The sequence below is a fragment of the Streptomyces sp. NPDC020801 genome, assembly GCF_044334385.1.
Classification (GTDB): domain Bacteria; phylum Actinomycetota; class Actinomycetes; order Streptomycetales; family Streptomycetaceae; genus Streptomyces.
Genome location: NZ_JBIRST010000005.1, coordinates 32,500 through 48,007 on the forward strand (window position 1 = coordinate 32,500; position 15,508 = coordinate 48,007).

Below are 15,508 nucleotides of genomic sequence, written 5' to 3' on the forward strand. Positions count from 1 at the left end.
TCGACGGGCTCGCACGGTGCGGCGGCCGGTTGCGCCGCCCGTGCGTCAGGGTTTCACGGCGACGGCGCCGAACTGCGGTACCGCGGCGGGGACGTCGCCCTCGGGATGCCACTGGGAGCACGGCACGAGACCCGGCTCGACCAGGTCCAGGCCCTCGAGGAAGGCGGCGACCTCGGCGCGGCTGCGGGCGGTGATCGGCGGAGTGGCGTTCTCGTTCCAGAACTCCATGGCCCGGACGTTGCCCTCGCCGCCGAGGTCGGCGTCGAAGGTGGGGTGCGTCAGGACCAGGAAGCTGCCGGAGGGCACCGCCGCCATGACGCGGCGGACGATGTCGCGCGCCTCGGTGGTGTCCAGGACGAAGTTGAGGATGCCCAGCATCATGACCGCGACCGGCTTGCCGAAGTCCAGCGTGGCGGCCGCGCGTTCGACGATCGCGTCCGGGTCGTGCACGTCGGCGTCGATGTAGTCCGTGACGCCCTCGGGGGTGCTGGTCAGCAGGGTGCGGGCGTGGACGAGGACGATCGGGTCGTTGTCGACATAGACGATCCGCGCGTCGGGAGCGATCCGCTGCGCTATCTCGTGGGTGTTGTCCACCGTCGGCAGTCCGGTGCCGATGTCGAGGAACTGCCGCACCCCCCGTTCGCCGGCCAGGTGCCGCACCGCCCGGCCCAGGAACTCGCGGTCCGCGCGGGCCACGTCCCGGATCACCGGGAACATCCCGGCGACGTGTTCGCCGACCTGCTGGTCGACCTCGTAGTTGTCCTTGCCGCCGACCCAGTAGTTCCACACCCGCGCGTTGTGCGCCACGCCGGTGTTCAGCCTCGGCGACCCGCCCGACGGGGTGGGGCTCTCGCTCACGTCTGTGCTCCTGGTTCGTCCGGTGGCTCGTCTCGTGGTCCGGCTCGCCGTCGTGCCGTCCGCGCGGTCGTCGCCGCCATTGTGCCGCCCGTTGATCACGGTGTCCGGGGAACGGGCCGACACGCCCGGGAGCGTGCCGGGCTTTTTGGTGAGGACTCTTGCCTTGAAGGTGTCGCACGTGCTTCGCTCGATTTCTAGTAAGGAGTCTTGACCAAAGAGGAAGGGAGGCGCCGATGGACGGGAGGTCGACGATGACCACCACGATCGACGACCGGGGGCCCGCCGGGGCCCTGCCCCACTGGGAGACGACCCCGGAGGACCTGCCCGCGGCGATCCGGGAGACCAAGGCGGCCCTGCGGGCCCGTATCGAGGCCTCGGGCCGGACGGTGCAGGAGGTCTTCGCCGCCGTTCAGCGGCGGATCGCGGCCCGGGTCGCCGAGATCGAGGCGCACAAGGAGCGCGGCGAGAGCGTCTGGCCGGTCGTCGACTACGCCGACATCGAGAACGGCACGGTCGGCCCGCGGCAGCTGGCCCGGCTCAAGAAGCGCGGCTGTCTGGTGGTGCGCGGCCACTTCCCCCGGGAGCAGGCCCTGGCCTGGGACGCGGAGATCGTCGACTACGTCGGCCGGAACCGCTTCTTCGAGACCTATGCCGGCCCCGGCGACGACTTCTTCGGCAGCGTCGGCTCCAGGCCCGAGATCTACCCGGTCTACTGGTCCGGGGCCCAGATGGAGGCCCGGCAGAGCGACCGCATGGCCCGCGTGCAGTCCTTCCTGAACTCTTTCTGGCGGCACACCTCCGACGGCGTCCAGTGGTTCGACCCCGAGCGCGGCGCGCTGTACCCCGACCGGATCCGCCGCCGGCCGCCGGGCACCGACTCCGGCGGCCTGGGCACGCACTGCGACCCCGGGACGCTCGACCTGTGGATGACCGAGGCCCACCAGAAGGCGTTCCGGCACCTGTGGGACGGCGCCGCCGAGGAGTACGACCCGTGGGACGCCGCCCACCGCACCGCGGGCCCCCAGTACCCGGGCACCACCATGTGCTCGGCCTTCCGCACCTTCCAGGGCTGGACCGCCCTGTCGGACATGGACCACGACCAGGGCGTCCTGCACACCGTGCCGATTCCCGAGGCCATGGCCTACCTGCTGCTGCGCCCGCTGCTGCCGGACGTGCCGGAGGACGACATGTGCGGCGTCACCGTCAACCAGGTCTTCCCGGCGAGCGAGAGGTGGCACCGGCCGCTGCTCGAGGCCCTCACCGGCATCCCCGACGTCCGGGCCGGTGACTCCGTGTGGTGGCACTGCGACATGATCCACAGTGTCGCGCCGGTGCGGGACCAGAAGGGCTGGGGCAATGTCATGTACATCTCCGCCGCACCCTGGTGCCCGCGCAACGAGGAGTACGCCGCCCGGGTCCGGGAGGCCTTCCTGTCCGGGTCCAGCCCGTCCGACTTCCCCGAGGAGCACTACGAGCGCTCCTGGACCGGCCGCTTCACCCCCGGCCTGCTCAATGGGACCGGCCGTCGCGGCCTCGGTCTCTAGTAAGGAAGGAGCCCTTACTCGCCTGGGCTCGGTAGGGTGGCGTAGCGCCGCGACCCGGCGGCGCGAGGACCCGACCGACGAGAGGTGCGATGGAGATCCGCCGGGAGCTCGCGGGAGCGGCCCTGCCGAGCATGGCGCTGGTACGGGAGCTGACCGACCAGATCGTGCTGGACACCGTGTTCGAGCGGGCGCCGGTCACCCGCGCGGAGATCGCCCAGCGCACCGGCGTCTCCAAGACCACCGTCTCGGAGTCGGTACGGCGGCTGGAGGAGATGGGGCTGCTCCGGCCGGCCGGCGAGCAGCGGGGCCGCCAGGGCCGGGTGGGCACCTACTACCAGGTGGCCGCCGACGCGGGCTTCGTCCTCGCCGTCGATCTGCACCCCACCGAGATCCGGCTGTGCGCCGCGGATCTGTTCGGCCGCCCGTTCCTGCAGAGCACCCACCGGCCCATGCGGCCCCGCAACCCCGGGCACACCGCCCGGCAGCTGCGCACGCTGGTGGCCGGTGGCGTCGAACAGGGCGGCGTCGACCACGGGCGGCCGCTGGCCGTCGCGATCTCGGTCGCCAACCCGGTGGACCCCCGGACGTCCGCGGTGATCCCGCTGCGGGACACGCCCTTTCCGGGCGGAGTGTTCCAGCCGCAGGAGGCCCTCGCCGACCTGACCGGCGCGCCGCTGCTGGTGGAGAACGACGTCAACCTCGCCGCCGTCGCCGAACGCCGGCACGGCGCGGGCCGCGACGCCGACAGCTTCGCCTATGTCTACATCGGCGCCGGTCTCGGCATGGGCCTGGTGGTCGGGGACCGGCTCGTCCGGGGCGCACGGGGAGTGGCCGGCGAGATCGGCTATCTCAGTGTCGGCTCGCAGCCGCCCGGCACTCCGCACGGTCTGGCCCGCGCGGTCGCCGAGGCGGGCTTCCGCGCGGGGCAGCTGCCGGAGAGCGAGGATACGGACCCCGTGGCCGCGGCCCGGGAGATCCTGCGGCGCGCCGAGCAGGGCGACGCCGAGGCCCTGGCCGTGGTCGCCGAGGAGGGCCGCACCATCGGCGAGGCGATCGCCACCGTCTGCGCGGTCGTCGACCCCGAACTGGTCCTGCTCGGCGGCCCCATCGGCAGCCACCCCGCCCTGCTCGGCCCGGTCCGCGAGACGGTGCGGGCGCTCGCACCGCTGCCCCCGCCCGTCGAACCCGGCGCCCTGGGCGACGCCGCCCCGCTGCGCGGTGCCCTCGCCGTCGCCCTCAGCCGCGCCCGCGCCGACCTGCGCACCCGCGAGGGGGCCGGATGACGGTACGGCGCACCTCCTTCCCGCGTACGGCAAAGGCGCCGGCGCACCACCCGGGCGCGCCCGCCGCGCCCGCCACGGAAACCCGGACATGCCCAGCACTCCCTCGCCCCTGTACACCGCCCCCGGCCTCGCGGCCGGCCCCGCCGACATCCGGCTCATCGTCACCGACATGGACGGCACGCTCCTCGACGACGCCAAGCGGATCCCCGCCGGCCTGTGGCCGACGCTGGCCGAGCTGCGCCGCCGCGGCGTGCTCTTCAGCCCGGCCAGCGGCCGCCAGTACGCCACGCTGGCCGGGCAGTTCGCCGCCGTCGCCGACGGCATGGTGTTCATCGCCGAGAACGGCACCCATGTCGTCCGGGACGGCGTGGAGCTGAGCTCGGACCCGCTTCAGCCGGGCGTCGCGGCGCGCCTCGTCCACGCCGTGCGGGACCTCGCGGCCCGGGGCGTGGACGTGGGCGCGGTCGTGTGCGGCAAGCGGTCGGCCCATGTGGAGCGGACCGACGAGGCCTTCCTGGCAGAGGTGCGCAAGTACTACGTACGGCACCGGATCGTGGCGGACGCGGCGGACGTAGCCGACGACGTCATCAAGGTGGCGCTCTTCGACTTCGGCTCCGCCGAGCGGACCACCGCCCCCGCCCTGGCGCCGTTCGCCGCGACCCACCAGGTCGTCGTCTCCGGAGAGCACTGGGTCGACGTCATGAACCCCTCCGCCAACAAGGGCGCCGCCCTGCGCGGGCTGCAGCGGGAACTCGGGATCACCCCCGCCCAGACCCTGGTGTTCGGCGACTACCTCAACGACCTGGAGATGCTGGACGCCGCCGAGTGGTCGTTCGCCATGGCCAACGCCCACCCCGAGGTGATCCGCCGGGCCCGCTACCTGGCCCCGTCCAACAACGACAACGGTGTGCTGCGGACGATCGCGCGGTTGCTGCGTCTGCCGGGGGCTGATGGCTGATGGCTGTGGGGTGAGGGCCGGCAGTGATGGGTGAGGGCCGGCAGTGATGGGTGACGGGCGGCGGCGTGGCTGACGGGCGGCGGCGCGGCCGGCGGGTGGTCGAGCCGCTCGGCCGGGAGGGCACGGCTCAGTCGCGGCGGGTGCGGCGGGTGGCAAGGTCCCGCCAGGAGTGGCTCCTGGCCAGGAGGCCGGTGAGCCGCCCGGCCGTCCGCGCCCGCAGGCGTCGCCATGCCCGGCCGCAGCGATCCACGAACTCGACGTACAGGGCCCCGGAACCGGCGGGCGGGAAGCCCAGGCGGCCCTGGAGGCGCCGGAAGAGGCGACCGGGGTCCGGCAGCAGCGCGGGCCGGGAGGCGGAGGCGGTCGCGCGGTCGTCGGTCAGTGTGAGCCGCAGGCCCCCGGCGTACTGCGACGTCAAGTTGTGGAGGAGAGCGACCAGCGCCGCCAGGGCGGCCCCGAGGGACACTTCCGCCACCACGACGGCCACGCCCATCAGGAGCCCCCAGCCGAGGGAGGGCCAGGGGTCCACATCCATCGCCGGCAGCAGGATCCAGACCACCGCCATGGTGGAGGCGACGCACAGCCCGAGCCCCAGCAGGACCAGCGAGCTCGCCTTCAGCACCGACCACGGACCGGCCCCGGATATGTGCAGGCGGAGCACGGCCGCCCGGGACGGGGGAGGTTCGTCCGTGGGATCGTCGGCGGGAAAGGTGAGGCCGCCGAGATCGGCGAGTCCGGGCGGGTCGGCAAGTGTGGCCGCAGTGTCGGGGGCGGGGTGCTGGTCGGGGCTCATGCCTGTCTCCTCACGGTGCGGTGCGACCGCGCCGCGCGGCGCGCACGACGGCGTCGGTGGTCCCCGCGGCGTCGATCGGCGGCGCGGGGTGGGGGTCGCGGGGTCGGTGTGCGGGGCGGTCAGGGGGTGGGACCTACGCGCACGGCGGCCGCGGAGACGAGGTGGCGCCGGGTGACACGGCCGATCTCGTGCCAGAACGGCTTCGCGGTCAGGTACGCGCCCAGCACCGAGAGCACACCGAAGCACACGTCGACGCTCAGGCGGCCCTCCTCGGCCCAGTAGACGTCCTGCAGATCCAGCAGCAGCGCGAACTCGTCGCAGATGAGGGCGCTTCCGCAGCCGTAGGCGGCCGCCACGGCCGGGTGCCCCACGGCCCGCTCGTCCCCGCGCACCGCGACGAGCCCCAGGCCGGCCAGGGTGGCGATGCCGAAGTCGTAGTGGTGCAGGTGCTCGCCGCCGACGGAGATGTTGCCCCAGGGCAGCCAGCCGCCCCGGATGCCGTGCGTGATGACCCGTACCGTGCCGAAGGTCACGCCGAAGGAGACCCAGGTGATCAGCAGGGACCGTTGAACCGGGTTCAGATGCCGGTTCGCCGCCTCACGCCACCGGTGGACGAGGAGGGGCCTGTCCCGGTCGCGGCGGCGTGCTGCGGTGAGTCTCATGGCTGAAGGGCCTCCCACGCCGAACCGGCACGCGCGGACGGCGTCGGACCGCCCGGGGGTACCGCCACTGGTGTGCGATTTCGACGCTATGTGCGCACCCCTGCGCGCGCATGCCCGCGGCCGCGGGGCGGGGCCGTTCGGGTGACGGTGGGGGGCACTGCCCGCCGGTCCCGGGGCGGGTGGGACGCACCCGGAGCCCGCGGTGGTCACGCGGCGTGTGCGAGGCACTCCTGCGCCAGTCTGCGGTCCAGCGCCGCGCGCACCAGGGCCGCCGCCAGGACGGCCGGGTCGGTGTCGCCGGCCAGGGCGAGGAGCGTGCCGGGGTCCTTCGTCAGACCGAGGCGCTCGGCGCCGGAGCGGGTCTTGGCGTCCAGGTAGGGCGCCACTTCGGGCCAGACGTGCTGGACCTCGCGCAGGAAGATGTCCGCGCCGGCCGGGCCCAGCCCCGGTACCTCCCGGAGCAGGGCACGCAGTTCCGGCACCCGGCCGCCGGCCTCCTCACGCAGGCGGCGCAGGTCGCCGCCCCAGCGTTCGGTCACCAGCTCGGCGCCGTCGCCGAGCTGGGTGGCCGTGCGTTCGTCGTAGCGCCGGTAGCCGCCGCGGCCCAGCGCGTCCACGCGCTCCTGCCAGTCCGCGGCCGCCATGCGGCGCGGGTCGCGCAGCCCCGCGTCGGACAGGGCGCGGGCCGCGGCGACGGCGACCGAGCCGCGGATGCGGGCGCTGAGCAGGACGGCGAGCACCAGCAGGCGGTACAGCGGTTGCGGTGTGTTCTTCAGGGTGATGCCGGCCTCCCGTGCGAATGTCTCGCCGTGCGCCCGGACCAGCTCCCGCAGGACCCGGGCATCCCGCTCCCGGCCCCGGACCCGGCCCCGCCCGTCCTGCTCCCGCTCCCGGCCCCGGTCCCCGTCTCGGGTCACCGGGCCGCCTTGAGCGGATCGTGGCCGAGGGTCATCAGCCGGTGCCGCCGGCGGGTCTCCTCGGCGTCGGCCGACTCGGGCTCGGGTTCGTTCTCCAGGTCGGTCTGGGAGGTGACCGTGTCGACGACCTTCCGCATCACGCGCAGGTCGTCCTCGGTCAGGTCCATGCGCCGCTTCTGCAGGATCGCGAGCACATGCCGGCCCGTGGGCGTACCCGCCTCCTGCGGCAGCGGTTCGGTGTTCTCCTCGGCGTCCCGGACCCGCAGCCAGGCCGCCAGCTCCGCGGAGGTCACGTTCACCACGCGGTGGAAGTCCTCCCACAACGCGTCGAGTTCGAGGACGTCGGTCATCGGGTGCCCCTTTCGTTCGTCGTGCCGGAACGCGCCGGAACGCGCCGGAACGGTGCCGGAACGGTGCTGGAATGCGCAAAGCGCGCAACGCGAGGGAACGCTCAGAGCGCGCAACGCGCGCGTGAAGCGGGCGCGCCGGTCAGCCGTCCTGGGAGACGCTCTCGGCGGCGAACATCCAGCGCTGCTTCTCCAGCTCGGCGGTGATGGAGATCAGCAGGTCCTGGGTCACCGGGTCGGCCTTCTCGGTCGCCTCGATTCGCTCACGCAGCCGTCCGACGGCGGCGTCCAGGGCCTCGATCATGACCTCGACGACCTCCGTGTCGCGCACCCAGCCGTCCTTCGGGCCGGGCAGCGTGAAGGCGGAGGCGATCGTCTCCGGGCGGCCGTCGGGCGGCACCCCGAGTGCGGAGGCCCGCTCCGCGACCGTGTCGGCGAAGTCCCTCGCAGCCGTCACCACTTCGTCGAGCTGCAGGTGGATGGAGCGGAACCGCGGTCCCACGATGTTCCAGTGCGCCTGCTTCCCGATCAGGGAGAGCCCGAGAAGATCGACGAGTGTGGTCTGCAACGCGTTCCCGGTGACCTGACGGGCGGCCTCGGGGATCGTGCTCTTCACGACAGTCATACGGTGCTTCTCCTTGCGCAGTCGTCTCTGGCGGTACGGAGCAGTTCGAGGCGCTCCTCTTCGCAGGTCCCGCCCCACACACCCGAGGTCTGGCCGCTGCTGAGCGCGTAGGACAGACACGGGGTGACCACCGGGCAGCGGGCACAGACGCGTTCGGCGGCCGCGACGTCCCGCAGCGCCGGTCCCCTCGTGCCCACGGGGAAGAACAGCTCCGGGTCCTCACCCACGCAGGCGGCACTGCGCAACCACTCCATGGGGGCGCGGGTGCCCCTGGCGAGCCACCGCAAACAACCGTGGCGCCGCGAGGACGGCCCAGCTCACGCCCACTGACGCCTCAGCGGGGGAGCACCTCGTCGAGGAAGTCCGTCACGTCCGCGAAGACCTCGGCCCGGTTGGTCTCGTGGAACACCTCGTGCCGGGCGCCCGGGTGGATCCGCTCGGTCAGCACCCCGCCACTGAGCAGTTCGACGCCGACCCGGCTGCCCGCGAGCGGTACCAGCCGGTCGTCGTCGCCGTGCAGCCACAGCACCGGCAGCCGGCCGACGTCACCACCCTCGGCGACGGTCTCCAGGGTTCGCGCGAACGCCTCCACCGTCGGCCGCTTCATCGGGCCGTGCCACACCAGCGGATCCGCCGCGTACGCCGCGCCGACCGCCGGGTCCCGGGAGAGCGCGGCCGGGCTGATCGGAGTGTCGGGGATCTCCTCGAGCGCCAGCAGCCGCCCCGGCAGCTCCCAGGCGCCGATGACCGGGCCGGACAGCACGAGCGCGGTGAGCTCGTCGCCGTACCGCTGGGCGTACCGGGCGGAGATCAGGCCGCCCATGGAGTGGCCGACCAGCACCAGCGGCAGCCCCGGATGCGCGGCCCGGGCGAGGTCGGCCACGGCGTGCACATCACTCACCACGTCCTCGAAGTCCTCGACGACCACGCGCTCGCCCGCCGACCTCCCGTGGCCCATGTGATCGGGGCCGTACACGCAGGCGCCGTGCGCGACCAGCACCCCGGCCAGCTCCGCGTAGCGGCCGGCGTGCTCGCCGTAGCCGTGCACGGCGAGGGCGACGTACCGCGGCCGTGGACGCGCCCACTCGCGGACGGTGAGCGCGCCCCGGGTTCCGGCGAGGACGTGCTCCCGGGCGTGCTCGCGGGCGTCGGCCATGGTTCCTCCAGCTGCGTCGGCGGCGGTGAGGGGGATCTTCCCAGGCGCCCGGTCGGAGGTCTATAGTCCAAAACTAGCAGTGCTAATTAATGGGCCGTCCAAGGAGTCCTCTCGTGCGCCCCGTCCACTTCGCGGCCGCCCGCCGCACCCCGATCGGCAAGCTGCGCGGAGCCCTGTCCTCCGTGCGCCCGGACGACCTGGCCGCGGCCGTGGTCCGCGTCCTGGTCGCCGACGTGCCCGCGCTCGACCCGGCCCGCATCGACGACGTCTACTGGGGCGCCGCCAACCAGGCGGGCGAGGACAACCGCAACGTCGCCCGCATGGCCGCCCTGCTGGCCGGGCTCCCGGAGTCCGTCCCCGGCGCCACGGTCAACCGGCTGTGCGCCTCCGGCCTGGAAGCCGTCACCACCGCCGCCCGCACCATCGCCGCCGGCGAGGCCGACATCGTGCTCGCGGGTGGCTCGGAGTCGATGAGCCGTGCCCCCTTCGTGCTGCCCAGGCCCGACGAGGCCCTGCCGCACCGCATCGACACGCACGACACCCGCCTCGGCTGGCGCCTGGTCAACCCGGCGATGAAGGAGCTGCACGGCCTGCTGGCCATGGGCGAGACGGCCGAGGAGGTCGCCGCTCGGTACGGCATCGCGCGCGAGCGCCAGGACGAGTTCGCCCTGCGCAGCCACCAACGGGCCGCCGAGGCACGCAAGATGGGCCACTTCGACCACGAACTGTTGTCCGTGGAGCGCCCCGACGGCGTGGTCGTGGCGAGTGACGAGTGCATCCGTGAGGACACTTCCTACGACAGACTCGCCCGTCTCAGGCCGGTCTTCCGCGAGGGCGGCACGGTCACCGCGGGCAACGCCTCGCCGATGAACGACGGCGCCGCCGGGCTCCTCCTGGTCAGCGAGGAGGCCCTGAACGAGCTGGGCCTGGAGTCCCTCGGCCGCTACGTGGCCGGCGCCTCCGCGGGCGTCCACCCCGATGTGATGGGGATCGGGCCCGTCCCGGCCACCCGCAAGGCGCTCACCCGCGTGGGCTGGAGCATCGACGACATCGAGGAGGCCGAGTTCAACGAGGCGTTCGCCGCCCAGGCCCTCGCCTGCGTCGACCAGCTCGGCATCGACGAGGACCTCGTCAACCCCAGCGGCGGCGCCATCGCCCTCGGCCACCCGCTCGGCTGCTCCGGCGCCCGCATCCTCACCACCCTGCTGCACCGCATGCGCCGCACGGGCGCGGCCCGCGGGCTGGCCACCATGTGCGTGGGCGTGGGGCAGGGCAGCGCGGTGCTGGTGGAGCGGCACTAGCCCTGCGCATCCCAACGGGGGCTCCCCGCACGGAAGTCAGGAACAGAGCCGCAACGAAACGGAGCAACCCTCCATGGCAACCCTCTCCGTCGCCGCGATCCTCGCCGAGAACGCCCGGCGCCGCCCGGACCGGACCGCCCTCGTCGAGGGCGACCTGCGACTCACCTTCGCCCAGGTGTGGCAGCGGGCCCGCGCGCAGGCCGGCGCGCTCGTCGGGCTCGGCGTCCGGCCGGGGGACCGGGTCGCGCTGATGGCGCCCAACACCGCCGAGTTCCCGCAGGCGTACTACGCCATCGCGGCGGCCGGCGCGGTCGTGGTCCCGGTCCACCTGCTGCTGTCGGCACGGGAGGTCGAACACGTCCTGAAGGACAGCGGCGCCACGCTGCTCCTGTGCCACCCGGCGCAGGCGGAGACGGGCACGGCCGCCGCCGGTGCCCTCGGTGTGCGGGTCGTGACCCTGGGGGCCGAGCTGGACGGGCTGGCCGCCCGGGCCGAGCCGCCGGCGTCGTACGTCACCCGTGCCGCCGACGACCCGGCCGTCATCTTCTACACCAGCGGCACCACCGGCGTCCCCAAGGGCGCCGTGCTCAGCCACTTCAACCTGGTGATGAACGCGACCGTCAACGCCTTCGACGCCAACGACATCCGCCCCGACGACATCGCGCTCGGTGCGCTGCCGCTCTTCCACGCCTTCGGCCAGACGGTGTCCATGAACTCCACCTGGCGGGCCGGGGCCACGCTCGTCCTGCTGCCCCGCTTCGACGCGGCCCGGGCGATCGAGCTGATGGTGAGGGAGGGCGTGAACACCTTCCACGGCGTGCCGACCATGTTCGTCTCGCTCACCGCCGCCGCGGCCGACGCCGGCGTGCTGCCCGAACTGCGGGTGTGCATCTCCGGCGGTGCGTCGCTGCCCATCGCCGTGCTCGAACGGTTCGAGAAGGCGTTCGGGGCGCGGATCCACGAGGGGTACGGGCTGTCGGAGACCTCGCCGACGGCCAGCGTGAACCAGCCGTGGTTCGGCACGAAGGCGGGCACCATCGGCCACCCGCTGTGGGGCGTGGACGTGGAGATCGCCCGCCCGGAGGTCGAAGGGCGCATCGAGCTGCTGCCGCCGGGCGAGCTGGGCGAGGTCGTCATCCGCGGCCACAACGTCTTCTCCGGCTACCTCGGCCGCCCCGAGGCGACCGCCGAGGCGCTCGTCGACGGCTGGTTCCGCACCGGCGACCTCGGCACCAAGGACGACGAGGGCTTCCTCAGGATCGTCGACCGCAAGAAGGACGTCATCATCCGCGGCGGTTACAACGTCTATCCGCGCGAGGTCGAGGAGGTCCTGCTGCGCCACCCCGGCATCGCCCAGGTCGCCGTCATCGGCCTGCCGGACGAACTGCACGGCGAGGAGGTGTGCGCCGTGGTCGTCCCCGCGCCCGGCACGGAGCCGGACCCGGCCGCGGTCACCGCGTGGTCCAAGGAGCACCTGGGCCGTCACAAGTACCCACGGCGTGTGGAACTCACGGACGCGCTGCCGCTGGGGCCGAGCATGAAGGTGCTCAAGCGGGAGCTGCGGGCGCGGTACACCCGGGTCTGACCCCTGGCAGGGGCCACCTGGCGAGACGGTCCTCACGGGCTGCGGTTGTCCGGACATAGCATCGGTCTCCGCATGAACACGATGACGCTCTGGCACCTGTCCGGCTGGGGGTTCGCGGCGCTCGCCCTCGCGGCCCTGCTCGTCGGCTTCTCCAAGACCGCCGTCAGCGGCGCCAACACGGTCAGCCTCGCGGTCTTCGCGGCCGTGCTGCCCGCCCGCGCCTCCACCGGGGTGCTGCTGCCGGTCCTGATCGCCGGTGACGTGCTCGCCGTCCTCACCTACCGGCGGCACGCCCACTGGCCCACGCTGTGGCGGCTGTTCCCGGCGGTGGCGGCGGGAGTGGTGGTCGGCACGCTGTTCCTGGTGTGGGCCGACGACGGGGTCGTACGGACCTCGATCGGCGCGATCCTGCTGCTGATGGCGGCCGTGACGGTGTGGCGGCGCCGCACGGCGGGCCGGGAGGAGGAACCGGACTCGGTCACCACCCGGTCCGGCCGCCTCAAGGCCCGCTCCTACGGCGTCCTCGGCGGCTTCACCACGATGGTCGCCAACGCGGGCGGCCCGGTGATGTCGCTGTACCTGCTGTCGGCGGGCTTCCGCAAGCTCGGCTTCCTCGGCACGTCGGCGTTCTTCTTCCTCATCGTCAACGTCTCCAAGGTGCCCTTCAGCGCCGGTCTCGGCCTCATCGACGGCCGGTCGCTGCTCCTCGACGCGGCGCTGGTGGTGTTCGTCGTGCCCGGGGCGCTGTTCGGCAAGTGGGCCGTGCACCGGATCAACCAGCGGCTGTTCGAGCAGCTGGTGATCGCGGCGACGGTCGTGGGCGGCGTACAGCTTCTGCTGCGGTAGGTCCGGCCCGGCCTAGGAGGCGGTCGCGCGTGCCAGCGCGGCCCTCAGGCGGTTGTAGCGCTCCACGTGCGCCCAGTCGTCGGTGCGCCGCCGGCGTCCTGTGCAGCAGCTCCAGACGGCGGCCATGAACGCCGTCGCCAAGGGGATGAGAAGCCACGTCAGAGGGGCCATGGTCGTCCTCCCTTTCCTGAGTGGATCAGCAGGTAGGGCGACCATGACATAGATGATCAGCTCTACATATTTGCACAAAGAGCGACTCTCTGCTTTTCACTCTTAGGGGTTCATGTGAACGAGCGACTTCTCGGCCGGCTCCCAACCGCCTTCTGGACCGTCCCCTACGCCGGCTCCCGCCACCCGGGCTCGCCCGCGGTTCCCGAACTGCCCGAACCCCCCGGACTGCTGCCCGCGCTGGCGGCCGGGGCCAACTGCCAGCTCTTCGCCTACGCGGTGCTGCGGCACTTCGCCCTGGCTCCTCCTGAGCTGCGCTCGAGCGAGTTGTGGGCCGACACCCGGGCCACCGTCCGCGTGTCCCGGGCCCGGCCGCTGGACCTGCTGCTGTTCGGCGCCACGGAGGACGCCTACGGTGCCCACGTCGGGGTCTGGGCCGACGACGACCAGGTGCTGCACCTGTGTGCGGAGGCCGGACGCCCGGCGGTCTGGAGCCTGCGGGAGTTCGCCCGGCGGGAGCGCTACCGGGTGCTGATCGGTGTCAAGCGGGTGATCCGCGCCGGGACCGCGCCGGTCGGCGACACACCAAGTGATCGTTAGGATGGGCCGGTTGCCGCGACCCGTGTGCGCTGCCCGGCTGCTGCCGTGCCCGCCGCGGGGGCGCGGGCGTGCGGGTGGGACTTCGGGGATTGAGGGCGGGGCTACGGGTGCTGGTGGCTGATCGGTACCGGCTGCACACGGTCATCGGGCGGGGCGGGATGGGCGAGGTCTGGCGGGCCCTCGACGAGGTGCTCGGCCGGCCGGTCGCGGTCAAACTGCTGCTGAACGACGTCGCGGACGCCTCCGCCGAGGCGAGGTTCCGGCTGGAGGCCCAGACCTCGGCGCGGCTGCACCACCCCCACGTGGTGGGCACGCTCGACTTCGGCGCCTGGGAGGACCGCTGTTTCCTCGTCATGGAGCTGGTCGAGGGCGGCAGTCTGGCCGGCGAGCTGGCCGCCGGCGGGCCGCTCACCCCGGACCGCCTTGCCCAGGTCGCGCAGCAGGCCGCCGAGGGCCTCGCCGCCGCGCACGCGCAGGGCATCGTGCACCGGGACATCAAACCCGGCAACCTGCTCAGCGACCGCGACGGCACGGTCCGCATCGGTGACTTCGGCATCGCGCGTTTCGTCGACGACCCCTCCGCCGGGCTCACCACGACCGGTCAGATCGTCGGCACCGGCCTGTACCTGGCCCCCGAACGCGCCATCGGCACCCCGGCGAGCTCGGCCTCCGACCTGTACTCGCTGGGCTGTGTGCTCTACGAACTGGCCGTCGGCCGCCCGCCGTTCGAGGCCGACACCGCGACCGCGCTGCTGTACCAGCACGTCGACGCCCCGCCCCTGCCGCCGCACCAGCGCGGCGCCGCGCTGCCGCCCGCCTTCGAGGCATACCTGCTGAGCATGCTCGCCAAGCGCCCCGAGGAGCGGCCCACGGCCGGGCAGGCGGCGGACTGGTTCGCCGGCGGTGCCTGGCTCGGCACGCCGGAACCCCTCCCACCGGAGCAGCCGGCCGCCGGCCGCGCGCGCCACCGCGGACCGCAGCACCCGGGCCCCGCCCCCGCACGCCACCGCGGACCGGAGCGGCGGGGAACGGGGGGCGCCCCGACCCCGCCCGCATCGACGCCCGCCGTGGAAGCCGGCTGGAACACCAGCGTGCACCGGGTGCCCCCGCGCCGCCCCGGCCTGCGCACCGCGCTGCGGCGCCATTCCCGCGCGGTGGCGGTCGTGGGCGGCGCCGTCCTGTTCGTCTCCGCGCTGCTGGTCGGCATGACGTTGTTCTGAACCGGCCGCACGACGTTGTTCTGAAGACTGGTGCCAGGTGCCAGGTGCCAGGTGCCAGGTGCCAGGTGCCGATGCCGGGACGGCTGCCGGGGCCGGAACCGGCCGCCTTGGAGCGGGCGGGCGCGCTGGGTAGTCTGACCGGACATGCGGATCTCCGTCTCCTCGGACATGGACGAACCCGTGGCCCGGCTCCTCGTCGCCCAGCTGCGCGAGCGCGGTCACGAGGTGCTGACCCACGGCGCGCTGCACCCAGGGGCCGACCCGCAGTGGGCGGCGTGCTCGGAGGCCGCCGCGCGTGACGTCGCCGCCGGGCGGGCCGACCAGGCCGTCGTGTGCTGCTGGACCGGCACCGGCGCGTCCATCGCCGCCAACAAGGTGCCGGGCGTACGCGCGGCCCTGTGCACCGACGCCTGCACGGCGGACGGCGCCCGCCGCTGGAACGACGCCAACGCGCTTGCGCTCAGCCTGCGGCTCACCTCCGGGCCGCTGCTGCGGGAGATCCTGGACGCCTGGTTCGCCGCGGTGCCCAGCGCGGACGCCGAGGACCGGGAGAACGTCGCCCGCCTCGCACGCCTGGACCTCGGCAGGACGAGTCCGTCGGCGGGGGCGTAGGACGGGCGTATGACAGGCGTAGGACGGGCGTCG

18 protein-coding genes are annotated in these 15,508 nt (G+C 73.6%); 9 read left to right on the forward strand and 9 right to left on the reverse strand.

All coding sequences use genetic code 11. The features are described from left to right. Positions 1-45: 45 nt before the first annotated feature. Positions 46-858 carry an SAM-dependent methyltransferase gene (locus tag ACH4UM_RS12165; RefSeq protein ID WP_398176815.1) on the reverse strand — a complete coding sequence of 271 codons (813 nt, stop codon included), beginning with the start codon at positions 856-858 and terminating at the stop codon, positions 46-48. Between the two features lie 251 nt (positions 859-1,109). Between ACH4UM_RS12165 and ACH4UM_RS12170 the strand changes: the two genes are divergently transcribed. From ACH4UM_RS12170 to ACH4UM_RS12180, 3 genes are all read left to right on the forward strand, one after another. Next, complete coding sequence (locus ACH4UM_RS12170) at positions 1,110-2,402, forward strand: DUF1479 domain-containing protein (protein WP_398176817.1); 1,293 nt, start codon at positions 1,110-1,112, stop codon at positions 2,400-2,402. A gap of 89 nt (positions 2,403-2,491) precedes the next feature. Then, entirely contained in the window at positions 2,492-3,685 is a 1,194-nt protein-coding gene (locus ACH4UM_RS12175) for an ROK family protein (protein WP_398176819.1), read from the forward strand. An 88-nt stretch (positions 3,686-3,773) separates the two neighbouring features. Further along, positions 3,774-4,643: a Cof-type HAD-IIB family hydrolase gene (locus tag ACH4UM_RS12180; protein ID WP_398176821.1), complete on the forward strand. Its 870-nt coding sequence runs from the start codon at positions 3,774-3,776 to the stop codon at positions 4,641-4,643. 127 nt (positions 4,644-4,770) lie between these two features. Here ACH4UM_RS12180 and ACH4UM_RS12185 read toward each other — a convergent pair whose 3' ends face one another. From ACH4UM_RS12185 to ACH4UM_RS12215, 7 genes are all read right to left on the reverse strand, one after another. After that, positions 4,771-5,436 (reverse strand): hypothetical protein, encoded by a 666-nt coding sequence (locus tag ACH4UM_RS12185; protein WP_398176823.1) that lies wholly within the window; start codon positions 5,434-5,436, stop codon positions 4,771-4,773. Between the two features lie 119 nt (positions 5,437-5,555). Then, complete coding sequence (locus tag ACH4UM_RS12190; RefSeq protein WP_398176825.1) at positions 5,556-6,098, reverse strand: hypothetical protein; 543 nt, start codon at positions 6,096-6,098, stop codon at positions 5,556-5,558. A gap of 206 nt (positions 6,099-6,304) precedes the next feature. Next, positions 6,305-6,931, reverse strand: a complete 627-nt coding sequence (locus ACH4UM_RS12195) for an endonuclease (protein WP_398177666.1) — start codon at positions 6,929-6,931, stop codon at positions 6,305-6,307. An 80-nt stretch (positions 6,932-7,011) separates the two neighbouring features. Next, positions 7,012-7,365, reverse strand: coding sequence for a DUF3140 domain-containing protein (locus ACH4UM_RS12200; RefSeq protein WP_398176827.1), 354 nt, complete (start codon positions 7,363-7,365; stop codon positions 7,012-7,014). Between the two features lie 139 nt (positions 7,366-7,504). Beyond that, entirely contained in the window at positions 7,505-7,987 is a 483-nt protein-coding gene (locus ACH4UM_RS12205) for a Dps family protein (RefSeq protein WP_398176829.1), read from the reverse strand. Beyond that, positions 7,984-8,241, reverse strand: coding sequence for a WhiB family transcriptional regulator (locus ACH4UM_RS12210; protein WP_398176831.1), 258 nt, complete (start codon positions 8,239-8,241; stop codon positions 7,984-7,986). The genes ACH4UM_RS12205 and ACH4UM_RS12210 overlap by 4 nt, the downstream gene beginning before the upstream one ends. Positions 8,242-8,321: 80 nt before the next feature. Continuing rightward, positions 8,322-9,143: an alpha/beta fold hydrolase gene (locus tag ACH4UM_RS12215; RefSeq protein WP_398176833.1), complete on the reverse strand. Its 822-nt coding sequence runs from the start codon at positions 9,141-9,143 to the stop codon at positions 8,322-8,324. A gap of 113 nt (positions 9,144-9,256) precedes the next feature. On the opposite strand from ACH4UM_RS12215, the gene ACH4UM_RS12220 reads away from it, so the two are divergent. The 3 genes from ACH4UM_RS12220 to ACH4UM_RS12230 all read left to right on the forward strand — a co-directional run bounded on the left by ACH4UM_RS12220 (position 9,257) and on the right by ACH4UM_RS12230 (position 12,875). Beyond that, positions 9,257-10,444 (forward strand): thiolase family protein, encoded by a 1,188-nt coding sequence (locus tag ACH4UM_RS12220; protein WP_398176835.1) that lies wholly within the window; start codon positions 9,257-9,259, stop codon positions 10,442-10,444. Between the two features lie 73 nt (positions 10,445-10,517). Then, on the forward strand, positions 10,518-12,029 hold the full coding sequence (locus ACH4UM_RS12225) for a long-chain fatty acid--CoA ligase (RefSeq protein WP_398176837.1): 1,512 nt from the start codon (positions 10,518-10,520) through the stop codon (positions 12,027-12,029). A 72-nt stretch (positions 12,030-12,101) separates the two neighbouring features. After that, a complete protein-coding gene (locus ACH4UM_RS12230; RefSeq protein WP_398176839.1) occupies positions 12,102-12,875 on the forward strand; it encodes a sulfite exporter TauE/SafE family protein in 774 nt (257 codons plus the stop codon). Between the two features lie 12 nt (positions 12,876-12,887). On the opposite strand, the gene ACH4UM_RS12235 is transcribed toward ACH4UM_RS12230, so the two are convergent. Beyond that, complete coding sequence (locus tag ACH4UM_RS12235; protein ID WP_398176841.1) at positions 12,888-13,046, reverse strand: hypothetical protein; 159 nt, start codon at positions 13,044-13,046, stop codon at positions 12,888-12,890. 114 nt (positions 13,047-13,160) lie between these two features. Here ACH4UM_RS12235 and ACH4UM_RS12240 point away from each other — a divergent pair, with 114 nt between their 5' ends. The 3 genes from ACH4UM_RS12240 (at position 13,161) to ACH4UM_RS12250 (ending at position 15,475) form a co-directional block, all read left to right on the forward strand. Next, complete coding sequence (locus tag ACH4UM_RS12240; protein ID WP_398176842.1) at positions 13,161-13,643, forward strand: hydrolase; 483 nt, start codon at positions 13,161-13,163, stop codon at positions 13,641-13,643. Between the two features lie 113 nt (positions 13,644-13,756). Then, positions 13,757-14,863, forward strand: a complete 1,107-nt coding sequence (locus tag ACH4UM_RS12245) for a protein kinase (RefSeq protein WP_398176844.1) — start codon at positions 13,757-13,759, stop codon at positions 14,861-14,863. 144 nt (positions 14,864-15,007) lie between these two features. Continuing rightward, complete coding sequence (locus ACH4UM_RS12250; protein ID WP_398176846.1) at positions 15,008-15,475, forward strand: RpiB/LacA/LacB family sugar-phosphate isomerase; 468 nt, start codon at positions 15,008-15,010, stop codon at positions 15,473-15,475. The last annotated feature ends 33 nt before the right edge of the window (positions 15,476-15,508 follow it).